This is a genomic window from Ignavibacteriota bacterium (assembly GCA_016716225.1).
Classification (GTDB): Bacteria; Bacteroidota; Ignavibacteria; order Ignavibacteriales; family Melioribacteraceae.
The window spans coordinates 866,355-883,758 of sequence record JADJWT010000001.1 but is presented as its reverse complement, the minus strand read 5'-3'; the positions used below and the strand labels follow the sequence as shown (position 1 = coordinate 883,758).

At 29.4% G+C, this 17,404-nt stretch carries 14 protein-coding genes; 4 read left to right on the top strand and 10 right to left on the bottom strand.

Translation table 11 applies throughout. The annotated features are described in order from the left end of the window. Positions 1 to 169: 169 nt before the first annotated feature. The 8 genes from IPM32_03750 to IPM32_03715 form a co-directional block, all read right to left on the bottom strand. Entirely contained in the window at positions 170 to 382 is a 213-nt protein-coding gene (locus IPM32_03750) for a cold-shock protein (protein MBK8944366.1), read from the bottom strand. 221 nt (positions 383 to 603) lie between these two features. After that, a complete protein-coding gene (locus IPM32_03745; GenBank protein MBK8944365.1) occupies positions 604 to 2,109 on the bottom strand; it encodes an FAD-dependent oxidoreductase in 1,506 nt (501 codons plus the stop codon). Positions 2,110 to 2,117: 8 nt separating this feature from the next. Then, the gene (locus IPM32_03740; GenBank protein MBK8944364.1) at positions 2,118 to 2,822 is read right to left on the bottom strand and encodes a class I SAM-dependent methyltransferase; all 705 of its coding nucleotides are present in this window, start codon (positions 2,820 to 2,822) and stop codon (positions 2,118 to 2,120) included. Between the two features lie 2 nt (positions 2,823 to 2,824). After that, complete coding sequence (locus IPM32_03735) at positions 2,825 to 3,811, bottom strand: aromatic ring-hydroxylating dioxygenase subunit alpha (protein ID MBK8944363.1); 987 nt, start codon at positions 3,809 to 3,811, stop codon at positions 2,825 to 2,827. 122 nt (positions 3,812 to 3,933) lie between these two features. After that, a complete protein-coding gene (locus IPM32_03730) occupies positions 3,934 to 4,623 on the bottom strand; it encodes a lycopene cyclase domain-containing protein (GenBank protein MBK8944362.1) in 690 nt (229 codons plus the stop codon). A 39-nt stretch (positions 4,624 to 4,662) separates the two neighbouring features. Next, the gene (locus IPM32_03725) at positions 4,663 to 5,508 is read right to left on the bottom strand and encodes a phytoene/squalene synthase family protein (GenBank protein ID MBK8944361.1); all 846 of its coding nucleotides are present in this window, start codon (positions 5,506 to 5,508) and stop codon (positions 4,663 to 4,665) included. Then, positions 5,489 to 6,970, bottom strand: coding sequence for a phytoene desaturase (gene crtI / locus IPM32_03720; GenBank protein MBK8944360.1), 1,482 nt, complete (start codon positions 6,968 to 6,970; stop codon positions 5,489 to 5,491). The genes IPM32_03725 and crtI overlap by 20 nt, the downstream gene beginning before the upstream one ends. An 8-nt stretch (positions 6,971 to 6,978) precedes the next feature. Continuing rightward, positions 6,979 to 7,428 (bottom strand): SRPBCC family protein, encoded by a 450-nt coding sequence (locus IPM32_03715; protein MBK8944359.1) that lies wholly within the window; start codon positions 7,426 to 7,428, stop codon positions 6,979 to 6,981. Positions 7,429 to 7,549: 121 nt separating this feature from the next. Between IPM32_03715 and IPM32_03710 the strand changes: the two genes are divergently transcribed. Both IPM32_03710 and IPM32_03705 read left to right on the top strand, forming a co-directional pair. After that, a complete protein-coding gene (locus IPM32_03710; GenBank protein MBK8944358.1) occupies positions 7,550 to 8,473 on the top strand; it encodes a MerR family transcriptional regulator in 924 nt (307 codons plus the stop codon). Positions 8,474 to 8,511: 38 nt separating this feature from the next. Beyond that, entirely contained in the window at positions 8,512 to 9,051 is a 540-nt protein-coding gene (locus IPM32_03705) for a glutathione peroxidase (protein ID MBK8944357.1), read from the top strand. 18 nt (positions 9,052 to 9,069) lie between these two features. On the opposite strand, the gene IPM32_03700 is transcribed toward IPM32_03705, so the two are convergent. Beyond that, positions 9,070 to 10,431, bottom strand: coding sequence for a deoxyribodipyrimidine photo-lyase (locus IPM32_03700; protein MBK8944356.1), 1,362 nt, complete (start codon positions 10,429 to 10,431; stop codon positions 9,070 to 9,072). 43 nt (positions 10,432 to 10,474) lie between these two features. After that, entirely contained in the window at positions 10,475 to 12,748 is a 2,274-nt protein-coding gene (locus IPM32_03695; protein MBK8944355.1) for a TonB-dependent receptor, read from the bottom strand. A 268-nt stretch (positions 12,749 to 13,016) separates the two neighbouring features. On the opposite strand from IPM32_03695, the gene carA reads away from it, so the two are divergent. Further along, positions 13,017 to 14,090 (top strand): glutamine-hydrolyzing carbamoyl-phosphate synthase small subunit, encoded by a 1,074-nt coding sequence (gene carA, locus IPM32_03690; protein ID MBK8944354.1) that lies wholly within the window; start codon positions 13,017 to 13,019, stop codon positions 14,088 to 14,090. Between the two features lie 76 nt (positions 14,091 to 14,166). Further along, complete coding sequence (gene carB, locus IPM32_03685; GenBank protein MBK8944353.1) at positions 14,167 to 17,385, top strand: carbamoyl-phosphate synthase (glutamine-hydrolyzing) large subunit; 3,219 nt, start codon at positions 14,167 to 14,169, stop codon at positions 17,383 to 17,385. Positions 17,386 to 17,404 lie beyond the last annotated feature (19 nt).

Sequence of the window (17,404 nt, the reverse complement as noted above, 5' to 3'; positions counted from 1 at the left end):
TAGTAAATGTAAAAAGAAGTATTTATAAAAATAAAATCAATTTAAAAAATTATTTTTAACAAATTGTTAAGAAAATCCGAAAGATTTGAAGTAAAAAGTTTTGTTTACTTGGGAGGTTACAAAAAAAGCTCCCTAAAAGGGAGCTTTGGGATTAAAATTTTGTAATGTTTTATTTTACAACTTTTACGTCTGCAGCTTGCGGACCTTTTTCACCATTGGTAACAACAAATTCAACTTTGTCATTTTCTTTTAAAGTTTTGTAGCCATCGCCAATAATTGCTTTAAAATGAACGAAAACATCTTCGCCATTTTCTTGTGAAATAAAACCATAACCTTTTGAACTATTGAACCATTTTACGGTTCCTTTTGTACGCTCTGCCATCAAACAGATTCTCCTAAATTAATTAAAAATAAATTGACAGAGCTTTGAAAAGACTTTGAATATTTAAACTGATGTAATTCGGTTTTTCTGAAAACTACTTTTAAAGATACTGTCATTTGATACAAAACTATAGAAAGAAAATTGCTAAATCAAATAGATTAATTACTTTTTTTACAATAAATAATTTTTAAAAAAGAAATAATTTAACTGAAAAATTATAATTATGAAAAAATTCCTTTTAGAGGAACAGATAAAATAGTTTCTTCCTTTAAATTTTCGTTTTTCAAAATATCATTTATTGCGTAAAGTGCTGAACTTGCTGAAGCTTCCATAAGCATTGCGGGAATAGGAAGTTTTATCCAGTCTCCGGTTAGATAAAGATTATCAATTACGTTTTTTGGTTCCGGTCTGTTTTTATGCAAGTTTGTGTGGAACGCTGTAAAGTCTTTTTTAATCTGAATATTTTCAAACAATATTTTCGAAGATTTTAATTCCGGAAAATATTCAAAGAATTCTGTAAGAAATTGTTCTCTAACTTTTAATTCGTCAAAATCATCTGGCAAAGCATATGAGTGAAGTTCATAAATCCCACCATTGTTTTGAGCAGCCCATTCAGCACTTTCTTTTTCCATGTTGTGATAAAAAGTGACCGAATCTAGAATTTTCAAAGCATCGGTAAATATAAAAAACGGAAGATTATCACCGATTTTTTTATCCATCCATAATCTTAAAACCGCGTAACGTTGAGATTTCTTTTGATTCATGATTTGATTGTAAAAATCAGTATATCCATATTTTATAAATTCAGAATTGGAAAAAATTTTTTTTGTTCCGGGTATATCAGTTCCCAATATTAAATAATCGAATTCTTCATTTGTAACAATAAATTTATTATCAACTTTTTGAATAGCGAGAAATGGTGAATTCATTAGAACCTCGCCACCGTTATTTTCAATAAATACTTTTGCTGGATTTAAAATTGTTGATTGAAAATCATCATTTAAAACATCATAAATTAATCCGTGATTATTGCTTAAAAAATAAAAGTGAAAACTTTTTATTAACTCAGCCATAGATATATATTGAGGTTCTGCAAAAAATGCGCGGGAAAAAGTTGTGAACATCAATCTCATTTCATTTGGCAAATTTATTTCATCTGAGTATTCTTTAAATGAAATATGATCAAACTTCTCGAATGTTTTATCTTTATTGTAAGTTAATAATGAAATTAGTTTAGCAAATTTCGGATTTTTAAAAATATCTTTGAATGAATAAATTCCGGATTTCCTCATTGAAAGAATGTTTAGAATAGGAGTTTTGTCAATATTCTTAAAACTAAAATCTCCATACTTTTTTGTTTTAATTAAATAATCATCAATAGGGATAAGGTGTTTAAAGGAATCTAGTTTTTTAAGAATTTCTCTTAAATTATAGTATTGTCTAAAAAAAGCATGAAATCCGTGTTCTACATTTGGTTCAAAATTATCATTAAATTTTACTTTCCAGCTACCGATTTTTCCACCAAGAAAATTATCTCTTTCAAATAATTTTACTTTAAATCCTCTTTCGCTCAATAAAATAGCTGATGTTAAGCCGGCAATTCCGCTTCCGATAACAGCAGCTTTTTTCTCTGTTGATAATTTTTGTGGTAAATTTTCATTTACTTGATTTACTACAACTTTGTAGTTGTTTAGTTTTTTCTTTACAAGACTTTCAATTATGCTCATTTCAAAATTTATTTATATGCTATGAATGTGTGTAATATTGGTTTTCGCCAGCTTGGCATTGGTAATCTCTTTGTATTTTTAAATCCAACATTTTTCAAAATTTGAAGAAAAATTTTTGGCGAGGGAAATGTTAAAACACTTTTTACTAAATATTTATAAATTTTTGAAGAACCACTTAATAAGGTTGAAATAGGAATAATTATAGAGTACCCCAAAAACATCCAGTAAATTTTTGAAAATAAATTATCGTTTAAAGAATATTCATGAAATGCTATTACTCCATTTGGCTTTAACATTCTTTTTAAGTTGGTTAAACATTTTTCATAATCCGGCATATTTCTAATTCCGTAAGCCATAAAAATTGCATCAAAAGTTTCGTTCGGATAATTTAATTCCATTACATCTTCTAAGGAGAATTTTACATTTTTGTTTTGAATTTTTCTTACTGCCATTTCCAGCATTATTTTTGAATTATCAATTCCTAAAATTTTCCCTTGGGGCAATACCGATAAACATGCCGTTGTAGATTTTCCGGTTCCGCAGCAAAGATCAGCTATATATTCATTACCCTTTAAATTCATTCTTTCGGCACTTAGATTTAAATCTTTTTGGTAACCTTGACTTAATTTAGTTGCAATATCATACTGCTTTGCAATACTGTTAAATTCAAGCGGAACAGATTTTTTATTCTCTAATAATTCCAAACTTTCCAAAATTAAATTTCCTCATTAAGTTTTCTTCGCCAAAATTTTCTAAACGCTAGGGAAACTTCATCACCTTTTACACTTACTTCATGAAGATTTTCTTTTGTCTTATCTAAAATCCCTTTCTGTGATTTTAGCAAAGCAATATCTTCGTTAACAATTTTATCTGATTTTCGTGCCATAAACCATTTTCCAAATGCGGGGAAAAATCCGAAAATATTTTTCCATAATGTAATTTGCATCATACTGATTTTGTTTTCATCTACTTGCATAAAATGTTCAAGAATTAAAAGTGTACGGTTTTTAAATCTTGCTTCTAATCGAGAAATATTAGGATAATAAAATCTGTAATAAACTTCTAACTCAGACTCTTTTCCAAAATACATTTTCTCAGAAACGTTTGCTGTATTTGAGCGAAAATATTTTCCTTCAATTCCGTCATCTAGAATATTAATTCTAAACTCCGCAGGAAATTCTTTTATTTGTCCAAGTAAATGTTTGATAGAATCTTTGTGTGTGTATTTTATATGATAAGGATCAATCAAACTTTCCGCAGCGGCTTCCAAATCGGCTTCAAATACATGTTCTTTATATGTGAAATCCCAATCATTCATTTCTAAAATATTTGGAGGATTTATTATTTTTGATTTTTCTTCATCACCAATAAAAACCCAAACCCAATTATTGAATTCTTTGATAGGATATTTTTTAATTACTGCTTTGGGAGGAATTTTAGTTCCGGGCAATTGAGAAGGAATTAAAACGCAAGATCCGTTGCAATCAAATTCCCAGCCATGATAACCGCATACAACATTATTTTTATTTAAATATCCAAGAGATAATTTAACATTTCTGTGACAACATCTATCTTCAAGTGCAACTGCTTTACCATTTTTTGTGCGATAAATTATTATATCTTCATCAAGAATTTTTTTTGAAATTATTTTGTTTGATAAATCTTTTGATGGACAAATTAAATACCATTTATTTTTAAGCATATTTTTCTCAAATTATTTGTAGCCTCAGACTTTAGTCTGAAGTTTAATAGATTCCATAAAACAACATTCGGGAATAACAAAAATTCTTTAACTAAAATAGAACTTGTAAAGTAATTTTAATATTACTTGGTTTTTTTTCTCATTGCAAAATAATTCGCACTTATTTGCTTTTCAAAAATTGTTGTAGATAATATTATTAACGCATACCCGAACAAAAAATCTTCAATAGGAATTGTAAAAACTCTAAATCCTAATTGATAGATTTCGTTATAAGTTACAATCGGTCTCCAAGTCAAATATCCGTTAAATATAAAAGTGAATACCGAAACAATAGAAATATAAATCCAGAATAATTTTCTTCTAAACAATTTTGCTCCATATGTTTTATCAATAAAAAATGAAGCGATTAAAATTGCTAATGAAATTGCTGTATATTCTTTATCAAATACTATAGCTATAAAAATTAGTAAAAGATTGAAGACAGATATTACCGAGGTGAAGATTTTTTGTTCAAAGATTTTCACATTATCAAAATCTTGCAGATAATTTGTGTTAGAGAATCTTTTCAACATTTCCCAAGTAAATAAACACGCAAAAGGAACTGTTAAAAAAAACAAAATTTCTTCAATCGGCAATTCAAAAATTCTAATTCCCAAAGTATAATTTTCCGCAAAATACCAATGACGATTTGTAACAAGAATATCCCAAATAATAAACGGAATTGCAGAAATTAAAATGGAAATTAATGCTTGCTTCCAATAATTTAAAAAGTAAAATTTCTTTAATGATCCGAAGAATAGTGGTCCAGACAAAACAATTATGTTAAATATTAAATACTCGTATTTCACAATTTAAGTAAGCTTAATGATTTTTATTTCCCAAAAAGATTTAAGAAACAAATATATTTTATAAAAGTTAGAAATTCTTACACGCTTGCTCATTAACTGTTTTACATCCAACCTTTTAATTTTTTTGAACAACATTAAATAGTAAAGATAAGCAGAATAAACTCCAAGCTTTACTCCAATTGGAAGTTTCAAAATTCCCTTTAACGCTTCATGGAATTCTTCTTCAATTTCAAATTCCAGACTTTTTTTATTAGTGTTGTTAATTAACATTTCATGATGAACATCCGGTAAATAAATTCTTTTGCGATCGGTTAAATCACTGTTTATGTCTCGCAGAAAATTTACTTTTTGAAATGCAGAACCAAGCATTTTAGCAGAATGCACAAGTTCATTATATTTTATGCTTTCTCCGTTGCAGAAAACTTTTAAACACATTAAACCAACAACTTCTGCAGAGCCGTAAATGTATAAATCATAACTTTTTCGTTCGTAAGAAGTTTCATCCAAATCCATTTCCATACTAAGCAGAAAAGCATCAATTAAATCATTTCCAATATTATACTTTCTCGCAACTTTTTGAAATGAATGAATAATTGGGTTTGTTGAAACTCCCGATTTTATAGAATCATATGTGTCTTCTTTAAATTTATCTAAAAGTTGTTTTTTATCAGCATGATGAAAAGTATCAACAATTTCATCTGCAACACGCACCCATCCGTAAATTGAATAAATCGGTTCGCGGTATTTTGGATCAAATGCTTTAATTCCCCAACTGAAAGAAGTGCTGTAAGCTTCCGTTAACTTCTTACTAATTTTTGCACATGTATTTTCATAATGATTGAATGTCATTGTTTATCCTTTCAGTTACTAATTTTGAACTAATCACTACCATTGGCAAGCCAGTGCCGGGAGTGGTTGATGCGCCAACGTAGTATAAATTTGAAAAGTGTTCGTCTTTATTTTTTGGTCTAAATGCTCCAACTTGGTTCAGATCATGAGCTAATCCTAATCCGCTTCCTCTGTAAAGATTAAACATTTGTTCCCAATCTTTTGGAGTTTTTATTGTTTTGGAAATTATATTTTCTTTCAGATTAAAATTTGTCCGTTTCGAAATATCATCAATAATATTTTCTGCTAAATCTTCGGCATCATTCCAATTATCTTTAAAGCGCAAATCGGGAACTGGACAAAGTATAAATAAATTTTCACATCCTTCCGGAGCGCAAGTTTCATCGGACTTTGAAGCTGCATTTACATAATAATAAGGTTTTTTAGGACTAACTGAAGACGTAAAAATCGTATCTGCGTAATCCTTAAAATTACTCCCTAAAAAATAATTGTGATGAATCAATCCCGGAATTTTTCCTTTAACACCTAAATAAATTGTGAAAGGTGAAAGTGTCCAATGCATACTGTCTAATTTCTTTTCATCGAATTCTTTTCTCTTTAAAATTTTTCCTCTGAAAGAGGCAGCATCAGAATTACTTACAAAAATATCCGCATTCCATCGTTTACCAGTTTGATCAATAACTTCTGCAAGTTTTCCGTTACTGTTTCCAATTCCCACAATTTCGGTATTGCAGATTATTTCAACCCCACGTTTTTTTAAAATATCCACAATGGATTTTATAACTGAATACATTCCCCCATGAATGCTCCAGTAACCATTGTGGCGCATTTCTGTATAACTTAACAAAGAATATATTGATGGCGTTTGGAAAGGTGTTGAACCTAAGAAAAAAGCAACCAAAGAAAAAATAATTTTAATTTCTTCCGATGAAAAATTTTTGTCAAGCTCATCCCACATTGTTCTAAATAAGTATGGAATATGCTTAAAAGGAACTTTTGACATCTTATAAAAATAATCCAACATTCCTTTGTAATTTGATTGAACAACTTGAAGTTCAGTATCGTGAAAAAACTCACCAGCACGATTCAAATATTTATTTAATTTTTCTGCAAGATTCGGTTCAACATTTTTAAATTCTTCTTCTAACCGTTTTAAATTCTTTAAAATTTTATAAGGCTGAATTCTGTTTTCAAAATAAACTTGATAAATTGGATCAAGTTCTTTCATCTGTAAAGGATTGGAAACTTCCGCATCTTTGAATAAATTATCGAATTCATATGTCATACTCATAAAAGATGGACCAAGATCAAATGTAAATCCATCTTTTTCTAAAATATTTAATCTTCCACCGGGAGTTGAATATTTTTCAATAATTGTAATTTTATTACTGGGATTTTTGGAAAGCCGCAATGCAGTTGAAAGACCCCCCAAGCCAGCACCAATTATTATAATTTTTTTCATATCAATTTTTAACTGTTGAATTTTGAATCTAAGTAATTTCTTCTAAATAAAAATATTTTCTCAATATTTTTTCTTACGTAAAATTTATTTATTACATTTTTTAATGGTGAAATAAATAAATCATATTCAATTATATCTATCATCTTTGTTTTTCCATCAACTTCTTCAAAAAAATGTGTGTGAATCCATTTTTTATATGGACCAAATGTTTGCTCATCAACAAAAGCTTTATTTGGTTCATACTTGGTTATCAAAGTTTTCCAAGGAAATTTAAAAAAACCTAATTTAATTGTATAAATAAATTCAGCACCGACTTTCATTATCAAAGGTTTCTTAGTTACAATTTTGAATTTTAAAAATTCCGGAGTAATTGTTTCTAAATTTTCCGGATTTTCAAAAAACGGAAAAATTTCCCCAGTTGTTTTATTGAATATTTGAGTTTGACTAAATTTGAACATCTTAAATAATTGTTTGTCAAAAAATAGACAAATGTCTAATATTTGTCAAGATAAATTTGAATTATTTTATTTATTTGAACAAATAAGTTGACAATTATTAGACAGTTTTGTATTTTTAATCATGGAAAATATAGTAAAGTACCCAATTAGAGCTGTTGCAGATTTAACCGGTTTAACAGAACATGTAATCAGAATTTGGGAAAAAAGATATAAATTAGTTATACCCAACAGAACTGATACAAACCGCCGACTTTATTCTAAAGAGGATGTTGAAAAATTATCCTTACTTGCTAAAGCTTCAAAAAGTGGTTATTCAATTGGAGTAATTTCCAATTATTCAATTGATCAATTAAAAGAATTGTTTGGTGAGAAAATTACAGAGAAGAAAGTTGAAGAATTAAATACAAACGAAAAAACAATTCAGCAGACCATTAATAATTGTATAACTTTTATAAAATCTTTAGATAAAAAATCTTTTGAGCAAGAACTTTATTCTGCGCAAATTAATTTCACTCAACCAATTTTAATAGAAAAAATTATAACTCCTTTAATTGAACAAATTGGTGATTTGTGGAAATCCGGCGAAATAAGAATTATGCACGAGCATATTTCTACAACAATAATTCGCAAATTTTTAACACAAATAATTGATTCAAATTTAGTTGATACAAATGCACCCAAAATATTAATTGCAACGCCAAAAGGTCAGCACCATGAACTTGGCGCATTAATTGTTGGAGTTGTTGCATCATCAGACGGTTGGGATGTAACTTATATTGGTCCGGATTTACCCGGCGAAGAAATTGCTGCAGCAATTGAAAAAATTCATCCCAAAATTGTTGCAATCAGCATTGTTTATCCTTCCGATGATATAATGCTTGATAAAGAAATGGTAAAAATTAGCAAGCTGTTGATTAACGGAACACAAGTAATTGCCGGTGGCAGAAGCGTTCATTCCTATGAAAATATTTTAAAAAAAATGAACGCAAAAATAATTGTTAATTTAAATGAATTTAGAAATCATCTTTCACTTGTTCGTAAATAGAATTCCATTATAAAGGAAAATCTATGAATATCAGTACAATGTTCTTAACTATCAGCTCATTTTTAGGATTGTTTAATGAAAATAGTGAAAACTCTCCTAATATTTCAAATATTATTGTTAAAGATATTAACAAAATAGAAGTGAAACTTTCCGATTACAAAGGAAAAGTTTTGCTTATTGTAAATGTGGCAAGTAAATGCGGATTTACAAATCAATATGAGGGATTGCAAAAAATTTATCAAAAATATAAAGATCAAGGATTTGAAATTTTGGGATTTCCATGTAATGATTTCGGCGGACAAGAACCCGGAACAAATAAAGAAATTCAAGAATTTTGTTCACTGAATTTTAATGTAACTTTTCCAATGTTTGATAAAGTAAAAGTTTTGGGAAATGATAAATCACCTTTGTTTGAAGTTTTAACAAATAATTCCCAAACCGGAAAATCTGATATAAAATGGAATTTTGAAAAATTCATTATTGATAAAGAAGGAAATGTCGTTGATAGATTTAGAAGTATTACAACTCCGGAGAGTGAAAAAATTACTTCGCTTATTGAGCAAGAATTAGCAAAATAAATAAGGAATATATTTTAATTAAAACAAATTTTGCTGATCTGCATTTCCGAATTTTTCAATGTAATTTTTTACATCAAATTTTCTTTTGCATCCGTTAAAATTCATATATCGAATTTTTCCGAAAACATTTCTTTCGTTCCATGCCCTATCATGTATGCCGCCAATTGACCAAGCTAAACCCACATAACCGTTTGGATCTCGCCCGTCTAATTCATATTTATCATTTAAGTAAATTCCAATTTCCAAAGCTTCCTTGGGAGATTTTGTCCATTCCAAAATTTTCTTTGCCCAATACATTCTCATATAACCGTGCATTTTGCCGGTTGTAACCATTTCTATTTGAGCAGAATTCCAAAGTTCATCATGGGTTTTTGCAAATTCAAATTCTTCCAAAGTATAAATAAATTCACGTTTATCATTTCTGTGTTCATTCAAAGTTAATTTTGCCCAATCGTGAAATCCATCAAAGTTATCATAATTTTTATTGTAGAAACAAAAATTATCCGCAAGTTCTCTTCGTACAATTAATTCTTCTAAATATGATGAAACGGAAATATTATTTTGATCAAAACTATTTAGTATTAATGCAATTCTTTGAGCTGAAATTTGTCCAAAATGTAAATAAGGAGAAATGTTAGAAAGTCCATCTGAATTAGGATTGTTACGATCTTCATTATAATTCTGCAATTTTACCTCAATAAATTTTTGAAGAATATTATTTGCATAATTTTCACCCGGGATAAATTTATTAACCGGCTCTACATCAAAATTTATTTTTAAATATTTATACAATTTATCCCAATCAATTTTATTTTGAATAAAATTATTTTTACTAAATTTTTCTAATTTCGGAAATTCATCTAAATATTCCGGAAGTAATTTTTTTATTTTTGGGCGAATTGTATAAGCGGCAAATTCTAATTTGCTTGAAGTTTTCCAAACCGGAATTATATTGTGTGCATCAACTTCGTAAAAGGGAATAGTAATTTTCTGCGAAACTTTTTCTTTCCAATTGTTAATAATTTTTAATGGATTAAAATCTGTAATAAGCAAGCCGGCATTGTGTGTTGCAACAAATTTTGGAATTTCTTCTTCGGGTTTTCCGGTTGTTACAAAAAAATTAATATTAAAGTTAGTTAAATTTTTCTCGACTTCTTTCAATCCTTCTAACATAAAATAATATTGACGGTAAGTGGCTTGAAGAAATTCTGTTACCAAATTAAAAACAACAATTAATTTTTCATTTTTCTCTTTTGCTTTTTCGTAAGCATAAATTAAAGCCCAATTATCGTTTACTCGTTGTTCGCGCTGCATCCAATATACAATTGGACCTTTCTCAATTTCACCACTCTTCAAACATCTTATTCTATTTATATTCATTGATAGTTAAAAAGTAAAAGTCAAAAGTCAAAAAAATTTTTAGCTAAAATTCTAAACTAATTCCAATTGATGGAAGAATTCCGATTTCTGATTGTTTATCAATTTCCATTTTTGCGTAATTCCATTTTACATTACTTTCATTTTTTTGATTGTAAACATTTTGAATATCAATGTATGCAATTAAATTCAATCCGGTAAAATCCCATCTTCTATCAACACGCAAATCTAAACTATGGGAAGCGTCTAATCGTGCTGTTAAATAATCTAGAATATTTTGTGTTCCATCAAAATTATACGGTGTGTAAGGATTTCCCGAAGCATATCTGAATTTCATTGAAGCTTCCCAATTTTCATTGAAAATATATCCGGCACTTAAACTTACAATCCATGTTTGATCATATTGTCCGGTTCTTTCAATATTATCAAGTCCTGTAAATTTATTTTGGCTATATGTTACACTTAAAATTCCGTAATGATTATTGGATGCAGATTTTTTCTGCATGGAAAATTCCAATCCTCTTGAAAATCCATTTCCTTTACTTGTAAGTGGTTCTAATCCATAAGTTGAGAAATTATCATCGGCACCGGGATAACCGGCTCCGGTATTTGCTAAAACCAAGTAGTTTCTTAATTCACTTGTAGGATATTTTGAATAATCTTTATAAAATGCTTCTAATTTTACTTGTGTATGTTCAGTTAACAAATGAGAAAGTCCCAAAATGTACTGGTTAACTTGAATTGGTTCAAGTGATTTATTCTCATTTAAGGTTAACCAAATATAAGAAGGACTTTGTCTGTAAATCCCGGTACTAAAATTAATTTTAGTTAAGGTGTTTAAATCATATGCAAGTGAAAGTCTTGGACTAACTGTAATTTTTGTATCAATTGCATTAAAGTAATTTGCTCTAAGACCAAAATTAAATCTGAAACTGTTGAAATAATAAGCGCTGTACAACGCATAAATTCCAGCTTTGTAATAATTTTCATTAACATTTGCTGATGTGATTGGAAGAGTTTCGCCAAAAGTTGTTACAAATTTTGAAGGAAATAAAATATCGCTATTGAAATTTATTAATTTACCGGAAACACCAAAATTCAATTCGGAAGCTTTCGCAATTTTAAAAACAATATCGCCTTTTAATTCATGTTCTGCTTCTTTGGATTTATTCAAAAAGATTGGGTTTAGTAAAGTATCATTTTGAAAACCATCATAACTTATATAATTTCTACTCAGAGTTAAATTATAAAATCCTTTTTCAAATAAATGTCTGAATGAAACTCCGGTTACATATTGATTTTGATCATTACCTAAAATTCTGGAATTATCATAAATATCCTCAGAATTATTATTATTAAATTTCACTCTATCTAAAGCACCAACAAATAAATAAGAAAATTTATTTGATTTATCTATATCATAAGTATATTTTGCAAGCAAATCATAATATTCTGGAACAAAATTAAAACCAGCTGCATTGAAAATAAAATCCAAATAACTTCTTCTAACTGAAAAAATGAAATTACTTTTTTCAGTTACCGGTCCTTCAAGATTAAACCCAAATTGTGAAGCCGAAACCAAAGCTTTTCCTCCTATATGATCTTTCCTTGCTTCGCGCAAATCAATTTTTAAAACAGAAGAAAGTTTATCGCCATAATTGACTTGAAATCCACCAGTTGAAAATGTTGTTTCATTTACATAATCCAAATTAACAAAACTAAGTGGCCCGCCAGTTGCACCTTGGTTTCCAAAATGATTAATATTTGGGATTACAAATCCATCTACTACATAAAGATTTTCTGATGGAGCGCCGCCTCTTACAACCAAATCATTCCTTCCGGCACTTTGTTTTGCAACACCCGGCAAAATTGAAAGAGCGCGCACAACGTCTTCGAATCCACCCGGAGCTCTTCTAATTTCTTCGTAGCTAAATTTTTTCACACTGTTAACTTCAATTGGAGTATTTTCAAAAAAATTAGAAGTAACAGTTACTCCTTCTAATTCAATTACAGATTCACTTAATTGAAAATCCAAAAATGCAGGTTTTGCTGAGTTGACAATTATATCGGATTTGGTAATTGAATTGTAACCGATAAAACTAACTTTTACTTTGTAATTTCCTACGGGTACATTTGAAATTTTGAATTCACCGTTTATATCAGTAGATGAACCAAAATTTGTACCTTCAACAATTACATTAACTCCAGGTAATGATTCCTTCGTTACGATGTCAATTACTTTTCCGGAAATAATCCCAGTCGATTGTGCTATCATAAATTTCGATATAAAAAAAAGTAAAATGCCAACCAATGTCTTAATTTTCATTAATTTCTCAAATTTTTATTGACAATTTAGGAAATTGTCTAATTTTTGTCAAGATTTTTGTGAAATAGTATAACATTTGTCTAAATATTTTTAGCTGATACTTTATGTGTATACAATAATATTTATTCCAATAATTGAATAAATTCGAAAGAAATCATAAAATAATTGGATATTTTGCTAAATAATTTCTTAATTATCTGTGAAAGTTGTATTTTTAACAAATCAATTTTACAAACTAACACACCATTTTCAATACTATTTGATGCAAAAACCTAAAAGAATTTCCTTAATCCTAGAAGATGGCTCAAGTTATAACGGATTTTCTTTTGGATATGAAGCATCAACTTCCGGAGAAGTTGTTTTTAATACTGCCATGACCGGCTACCCAGAAAGTCTTACGGATCCTTCATATTACGGACAAATCTTAATTTCAACATATCCACTTATTGGAAATTATGGTGTTCCGGATGATAAATTCGAAAATGGAATTCCCGACATTTTTGAATCTGATAAAATTCAAGTAAAAGGATTTGTAATTTCGGATTATTCTTTTGAATACAGCCACTGGAATGCTAAAAAAAGTTTATCGCAATGGTTAATTGAAAATAAAATTCCCGGCATTTTTGGAGTTGACACAAGAGCTTTGACCAAAAAGTTGAGAGAAAAAGGATCAATGCTTGGCAAATTAGTTTTTGAAAATGAAGATATTGAATTTGTTGATCCAAATGTTGAAAATCTTGTTGATAAAGTTAGTGTAAAAGAAAAAGTAATATATGGCAACGGAAAGAAAAAAATTGTTTTAGTTGATATGGGTGTGAAAAATAATATTGTAAGATGTTTGCTAAAACGAGACACTACCGTTGTTAAAGTCCCGTGGAATTTTGATTTTACAAATGAAGAATATGATGGAGTTGTTTTATCAAATGGTCCAGGTGATCCAACTTTTTGCGAAGAAACTGTTAATAACTTGAAAAACGCAATTAAAATTGAAAAGCCAATTTTTGGAATTTGTATGGGAAACCAGCTTTTATCGTTAGCTGCGGGCGGTTCAATTTATAAATTGAAATACGGGCATCGAAGTCATAACCAGCCGGTTTTACAAGTTGGAACAAATAAATGTTTTATAACTTCGCAAAATCATGGGTTTGCTGTTGATGATTCTCATTTAGATGAAGGTTGGGAACCATATTTTGTAAATTTGAATGATGATACATGTGAAGGAATTAGACATAAAAATAAGCCATTTTTTTCAACTCAGTTTCACCCCGAAGCATCTAGCGGTCCAACGGATACTGAGTTTTTATTTGATGAATTTTTAAATTTAATAAATAAATAATTTTAGCTATACTGATTTTTTTCAGCATCGTAGATTCCGGATCAAGTTCGGAATAACAGAATAAAAAGTTTGATAAATGAATAAAGAAATTAAAAAAGTTTTGATATTAGGTTCCGGTGCTCTAAAAATTGGAGAAGCCGGAGAATTCGATTATTCCGGATCGCAAGCATTAAAAGCTTTGCGTGAAGAAAATATTGAAACAGTTTTAATCAATCCAAATATTGCTACAGTTCAAACATCAGAAAATATTGCAGATAAAGTTTATTTTCTTCCGGTTACGCCATATTTTGTTGAGCAAGTAATTGCAAAAGAAAAACCGGATGGAGTTTTACTTTCGTTCGGCGGACAAACGGCACTAAATTGCGGAATTGAACTTTTTAAAACAAACGTTTTTGAAAAATATAATTTAAAAGTTCTTGGAACTCCAATTAAAGCAATAATGGATACTGAAGATCGAGAACTATTTGCAAACACACTTAAGAAAATTAATATTAAAACTCCTAAAAGTGTTGCAGTTACTTCTGTTGAAGATGCATTAAAAGCAGCCGATGATTTAGGATTTCCAATAATTGTTAGAGCCGCTTATACATTAGGCGGACAAGGAAGCGGATTCTGTGTAAATGCAGAAGAGTTAGAAATTTTATCATCAAAAGCTCTTTCGTATTCTGATCAAATTTTAGTTGAAGAATCTTTAAAAGGTTGGAAAGAAGTTGAATACGAAGTTGTGCGAGATTGTTACAACAATTGCATCACAGTTTGTAATATGGAAAATTTTGATCCGCTTGGAATTCATACCGGCGAAAGTATTGTGGTTGCGCCTTCTCAAACTTTAACAAATACCGAATATCATAAACTTCGTGAAATTGCAATAAAATTAATTCAACATATCGGAATTGTTGGTGAATGTAATGTTCAATATGCGCTCGATCCATTTTCAGAAGATTATAGAGTTATCGAAGTTAATGCGAGATTATCTCGTTCCAGTGCATTGGCAAGCAAAGCAACTGGATATCCGCTTGCATTTGTTGCGGCAAAATTGGCTTTGGGTTATGGACTTTATGAATTAAAAAATTCAGTAACTAAAACCACATCTGCATTTTTTGAACCTGCATTAGATTATATCGTCTGCAAAATTCCTCGATGGGATTTAAATAAATTTCATGGAGTTTCCAATCAAATTGGAAGCAGTATGAAAAGTGTCGGTGAAGTAATGGCAATCGGCAAAACCTTTGAAGAAGCAATTCAAAAAGGGTTGAGAATGATTGGACAAGGAATGCATGGATTTGTTGGGAATAAAGATATTCCCACATCAGATATTAAAGATATGTTGCTTAATCCCACCGATATGAGAATATTTGTAATTGCTCAAGCGTTTAAGGAAGGATTAACAGTTGATGAAATTTATGAACTGTCTAAAATTGACAAATGGTTTTTGGTAAAACTTAAAAATATTTATGATTATAAATATGAATTGCATAAATATAATTCGTTAGAAGAATTACCAGACCAATTATTAATTGATGCAAAAAAATTAGGATTCTCAGATTTTCAAATCGGCAAATTTGTACTTAAAAGCGAAATTAAAGAAATTGAACAAGATATTTTGCAAGTTAGAAATTATAGATTAAGTAAAGGCATTAAACCTTTTGTTAAACAAATTGATACTCTTGCAGCTGAATATCCGGCACACACAAATTATCTTTATTTAACTTACAGCGGAATTGAACACGATATAAATTTTATAAATGATAATAAATCAGTTGTTGTTTTGGGTTCCGGAGCCTATAGAATTGGAAGCAGTGTTGAATTTGATTGGTGCGGAGTAAATGCTTTAAACACAATTAAGAAAGAAAATTTTAGATCAATAATGATAAATTATAACCCGGAAACAGTCAGTACGGATTATGATATTTGTGATCGTCTTTACTTTGATGAATTAACTCTGGAAAGAGTTTTAGATATTGTTGATTTGGAAAATCCAAAAGGTGTAATTGTTTCAACCGGCGGGCAAATTCCAAATAATTTGGCAATGCGATTGCACAAATCAAATGTTAACATTTTGGGAACTTCTCCGCTTTCAATTGATAGAGCGGAAAACCGACATAAATTTTCACAAATGTTGGATGATTTAAAAATCGATCAGCCGAGATGGAGAGAATTAACTTCAACAACCGAAATAAGAAATTTTATTTCTGAAGTAAATTATCCAGTTTTAGTTCGTCCTTCATATGTGCTTTCCGGTGCTGCAATGAATGTTGTTTCTAACGAAAATGAATTGGATCATTTTTTACAACTGGCAACGGAGGTTTCTAAACAATATCCGGTTGTTGTTTCCGAGTTTATTGAAAATGCAAAAGAAATAGAAATTGATGCAGTTGCTGATAAGGGCGAAATGGTTCTTTATGCAATTAGCGAGCATATTGAATTCGCCGGAGTTCATTCTGGTGATGCAACAATGGTTTTTCCACCGCAGAAAATTTATTTTGAAACTGTGAGAAGAATAAAAACTATTTCTAGAAAAATTGCTTCAGAATTAAATATTTCCGGTCCATTCAATATTCAGTTTCTTGCAAAAGATAATGATGTAAAAGTTATTGAATGTAATTTACGTGCTTCAAGAAGTTTGCCGTTTGTATCAAAAGTTTTAAAAGTAAATTTTGTTGAATTGGCAACTGATATTATGCTCCAAGCAAAATATATTAAACCAAATAAATCTTTGTTTGAGCTTGATTATATTGGAATAAAAGCGCCTCAATTTTCATTCTCACGTTTGAGTAAAGCTGATCCTATCCTTGGCGTTGATATGGCTTCAACCGGAGAAGTTGGTTGTATTGGGGATGATTTTTATGATGCACTTTTAAAATCTATGCTTTCGGTCGGATATAAAATTCCAAAGAAAAATATTTTACTTTCTACCGGTCCGGTCCAATCAAAAGCTGAACTTTTAGAAAGCTGTAAATTATTAATTGAAAATGATTATAATTTATTTGCTACAAGGGGAACTCATAAATTCTTAAAAGATAATAATGTTGAATCTCAACTTTTATATTGGCCAGATGAAAATCAAAGCCCAAATACACTTGAATATTTGAAAAAAAGAAAAATTGATTTGGTGATAAACATTCCCAAAAATTTGTCTAAATCAGAATTAGATAATGATTACTCAATTAGAAGAAGTGCAATTGATTTTAATATTCCGCTTATAACCAATACACGATTGGCTCAAGCTTTTATTACAGCATTTTGTAAAAAAGATTTGGAAGACATTTCCATCAAACATTGGAATGAACACTAAAAAAAATCAAAAGTAAAAA

Bases quoted from the DNA above. Each gene is read 5' to 3' on its own strand.
- IPM32_03715 (MBK8944359.1), bottom strand. From the start codon at position 7,428: ATGTTCAAATTTAGTCAAACTCAAATATTCAATAAAACAACTGGGGAA.
- IPM32_03710 (MBK8944358.1), top strand. From the start codon at position 7,550: ATGGAAAATATAGTAAAGTACCCAATTAGAGCTGTTGCAGATTTAACC.
- IPM32_03705 (MBK8944357.1), top strand. From the start codon at position 8,512: ATGTTCTTAACTATCAGCTCATTTTTAGGATTGTTTAATGAAAATAGT.
- IPM32_03735 (MBK8944363.1), bottom strand. From the start codon at position 3,811: ATGCTTAAAAATAAATGGTATTTAATTTGTCCATCAAAAGATTTATCA.
- IPM32_03745 (MBK8944365.1), bottom strand. From the start codon at position 2,109: ATGAGCATAATTGAAAGTCTTGTAAAGAAAAAACTAAACAACTACAAA.
- carB (MBK8944353.1), top strand. From the start codon at position 14,167: ATGAATAAAGAAATTAAAAAAGTTTTGATATTAGGTTCCGGTGCTCTA.
- IPM32_03750 (MBK8944366.1), bottom strand. From the start codon at position 382: ATGGCAGAGCGTACAAAAGGAACCGTAAAATGGTTCAATAGTTCAAAA.
- crtI (MBK8944360.1), bottom strand. From the start codon at position 6,970: ATGAAAAAAATTATAATAATTGGTGCTGGCTTGGGGGGTCTTTCAACT.
- IPM32_03700 (MBK8944356.1), bottom strand. From the start codon at position 10,431: ATGAATATAAATAGAATAAGATGTTTGAAGAGTGGTGAAATTGAGAAA.
- IPM32_03725 (MBK8944361.1), bottom strand. From the start codon at position 5,508: ATGACATTCAATCATTATGAAAATACATGTGCAAAAATTAGTAAGAAG.
- carA (MBK8944354.1), top strand. From the start codon at position 13,017: ATGCAAAAACCTAAAAGAATTTCCTTAATCCTAGAAGATGGCTCAAGT.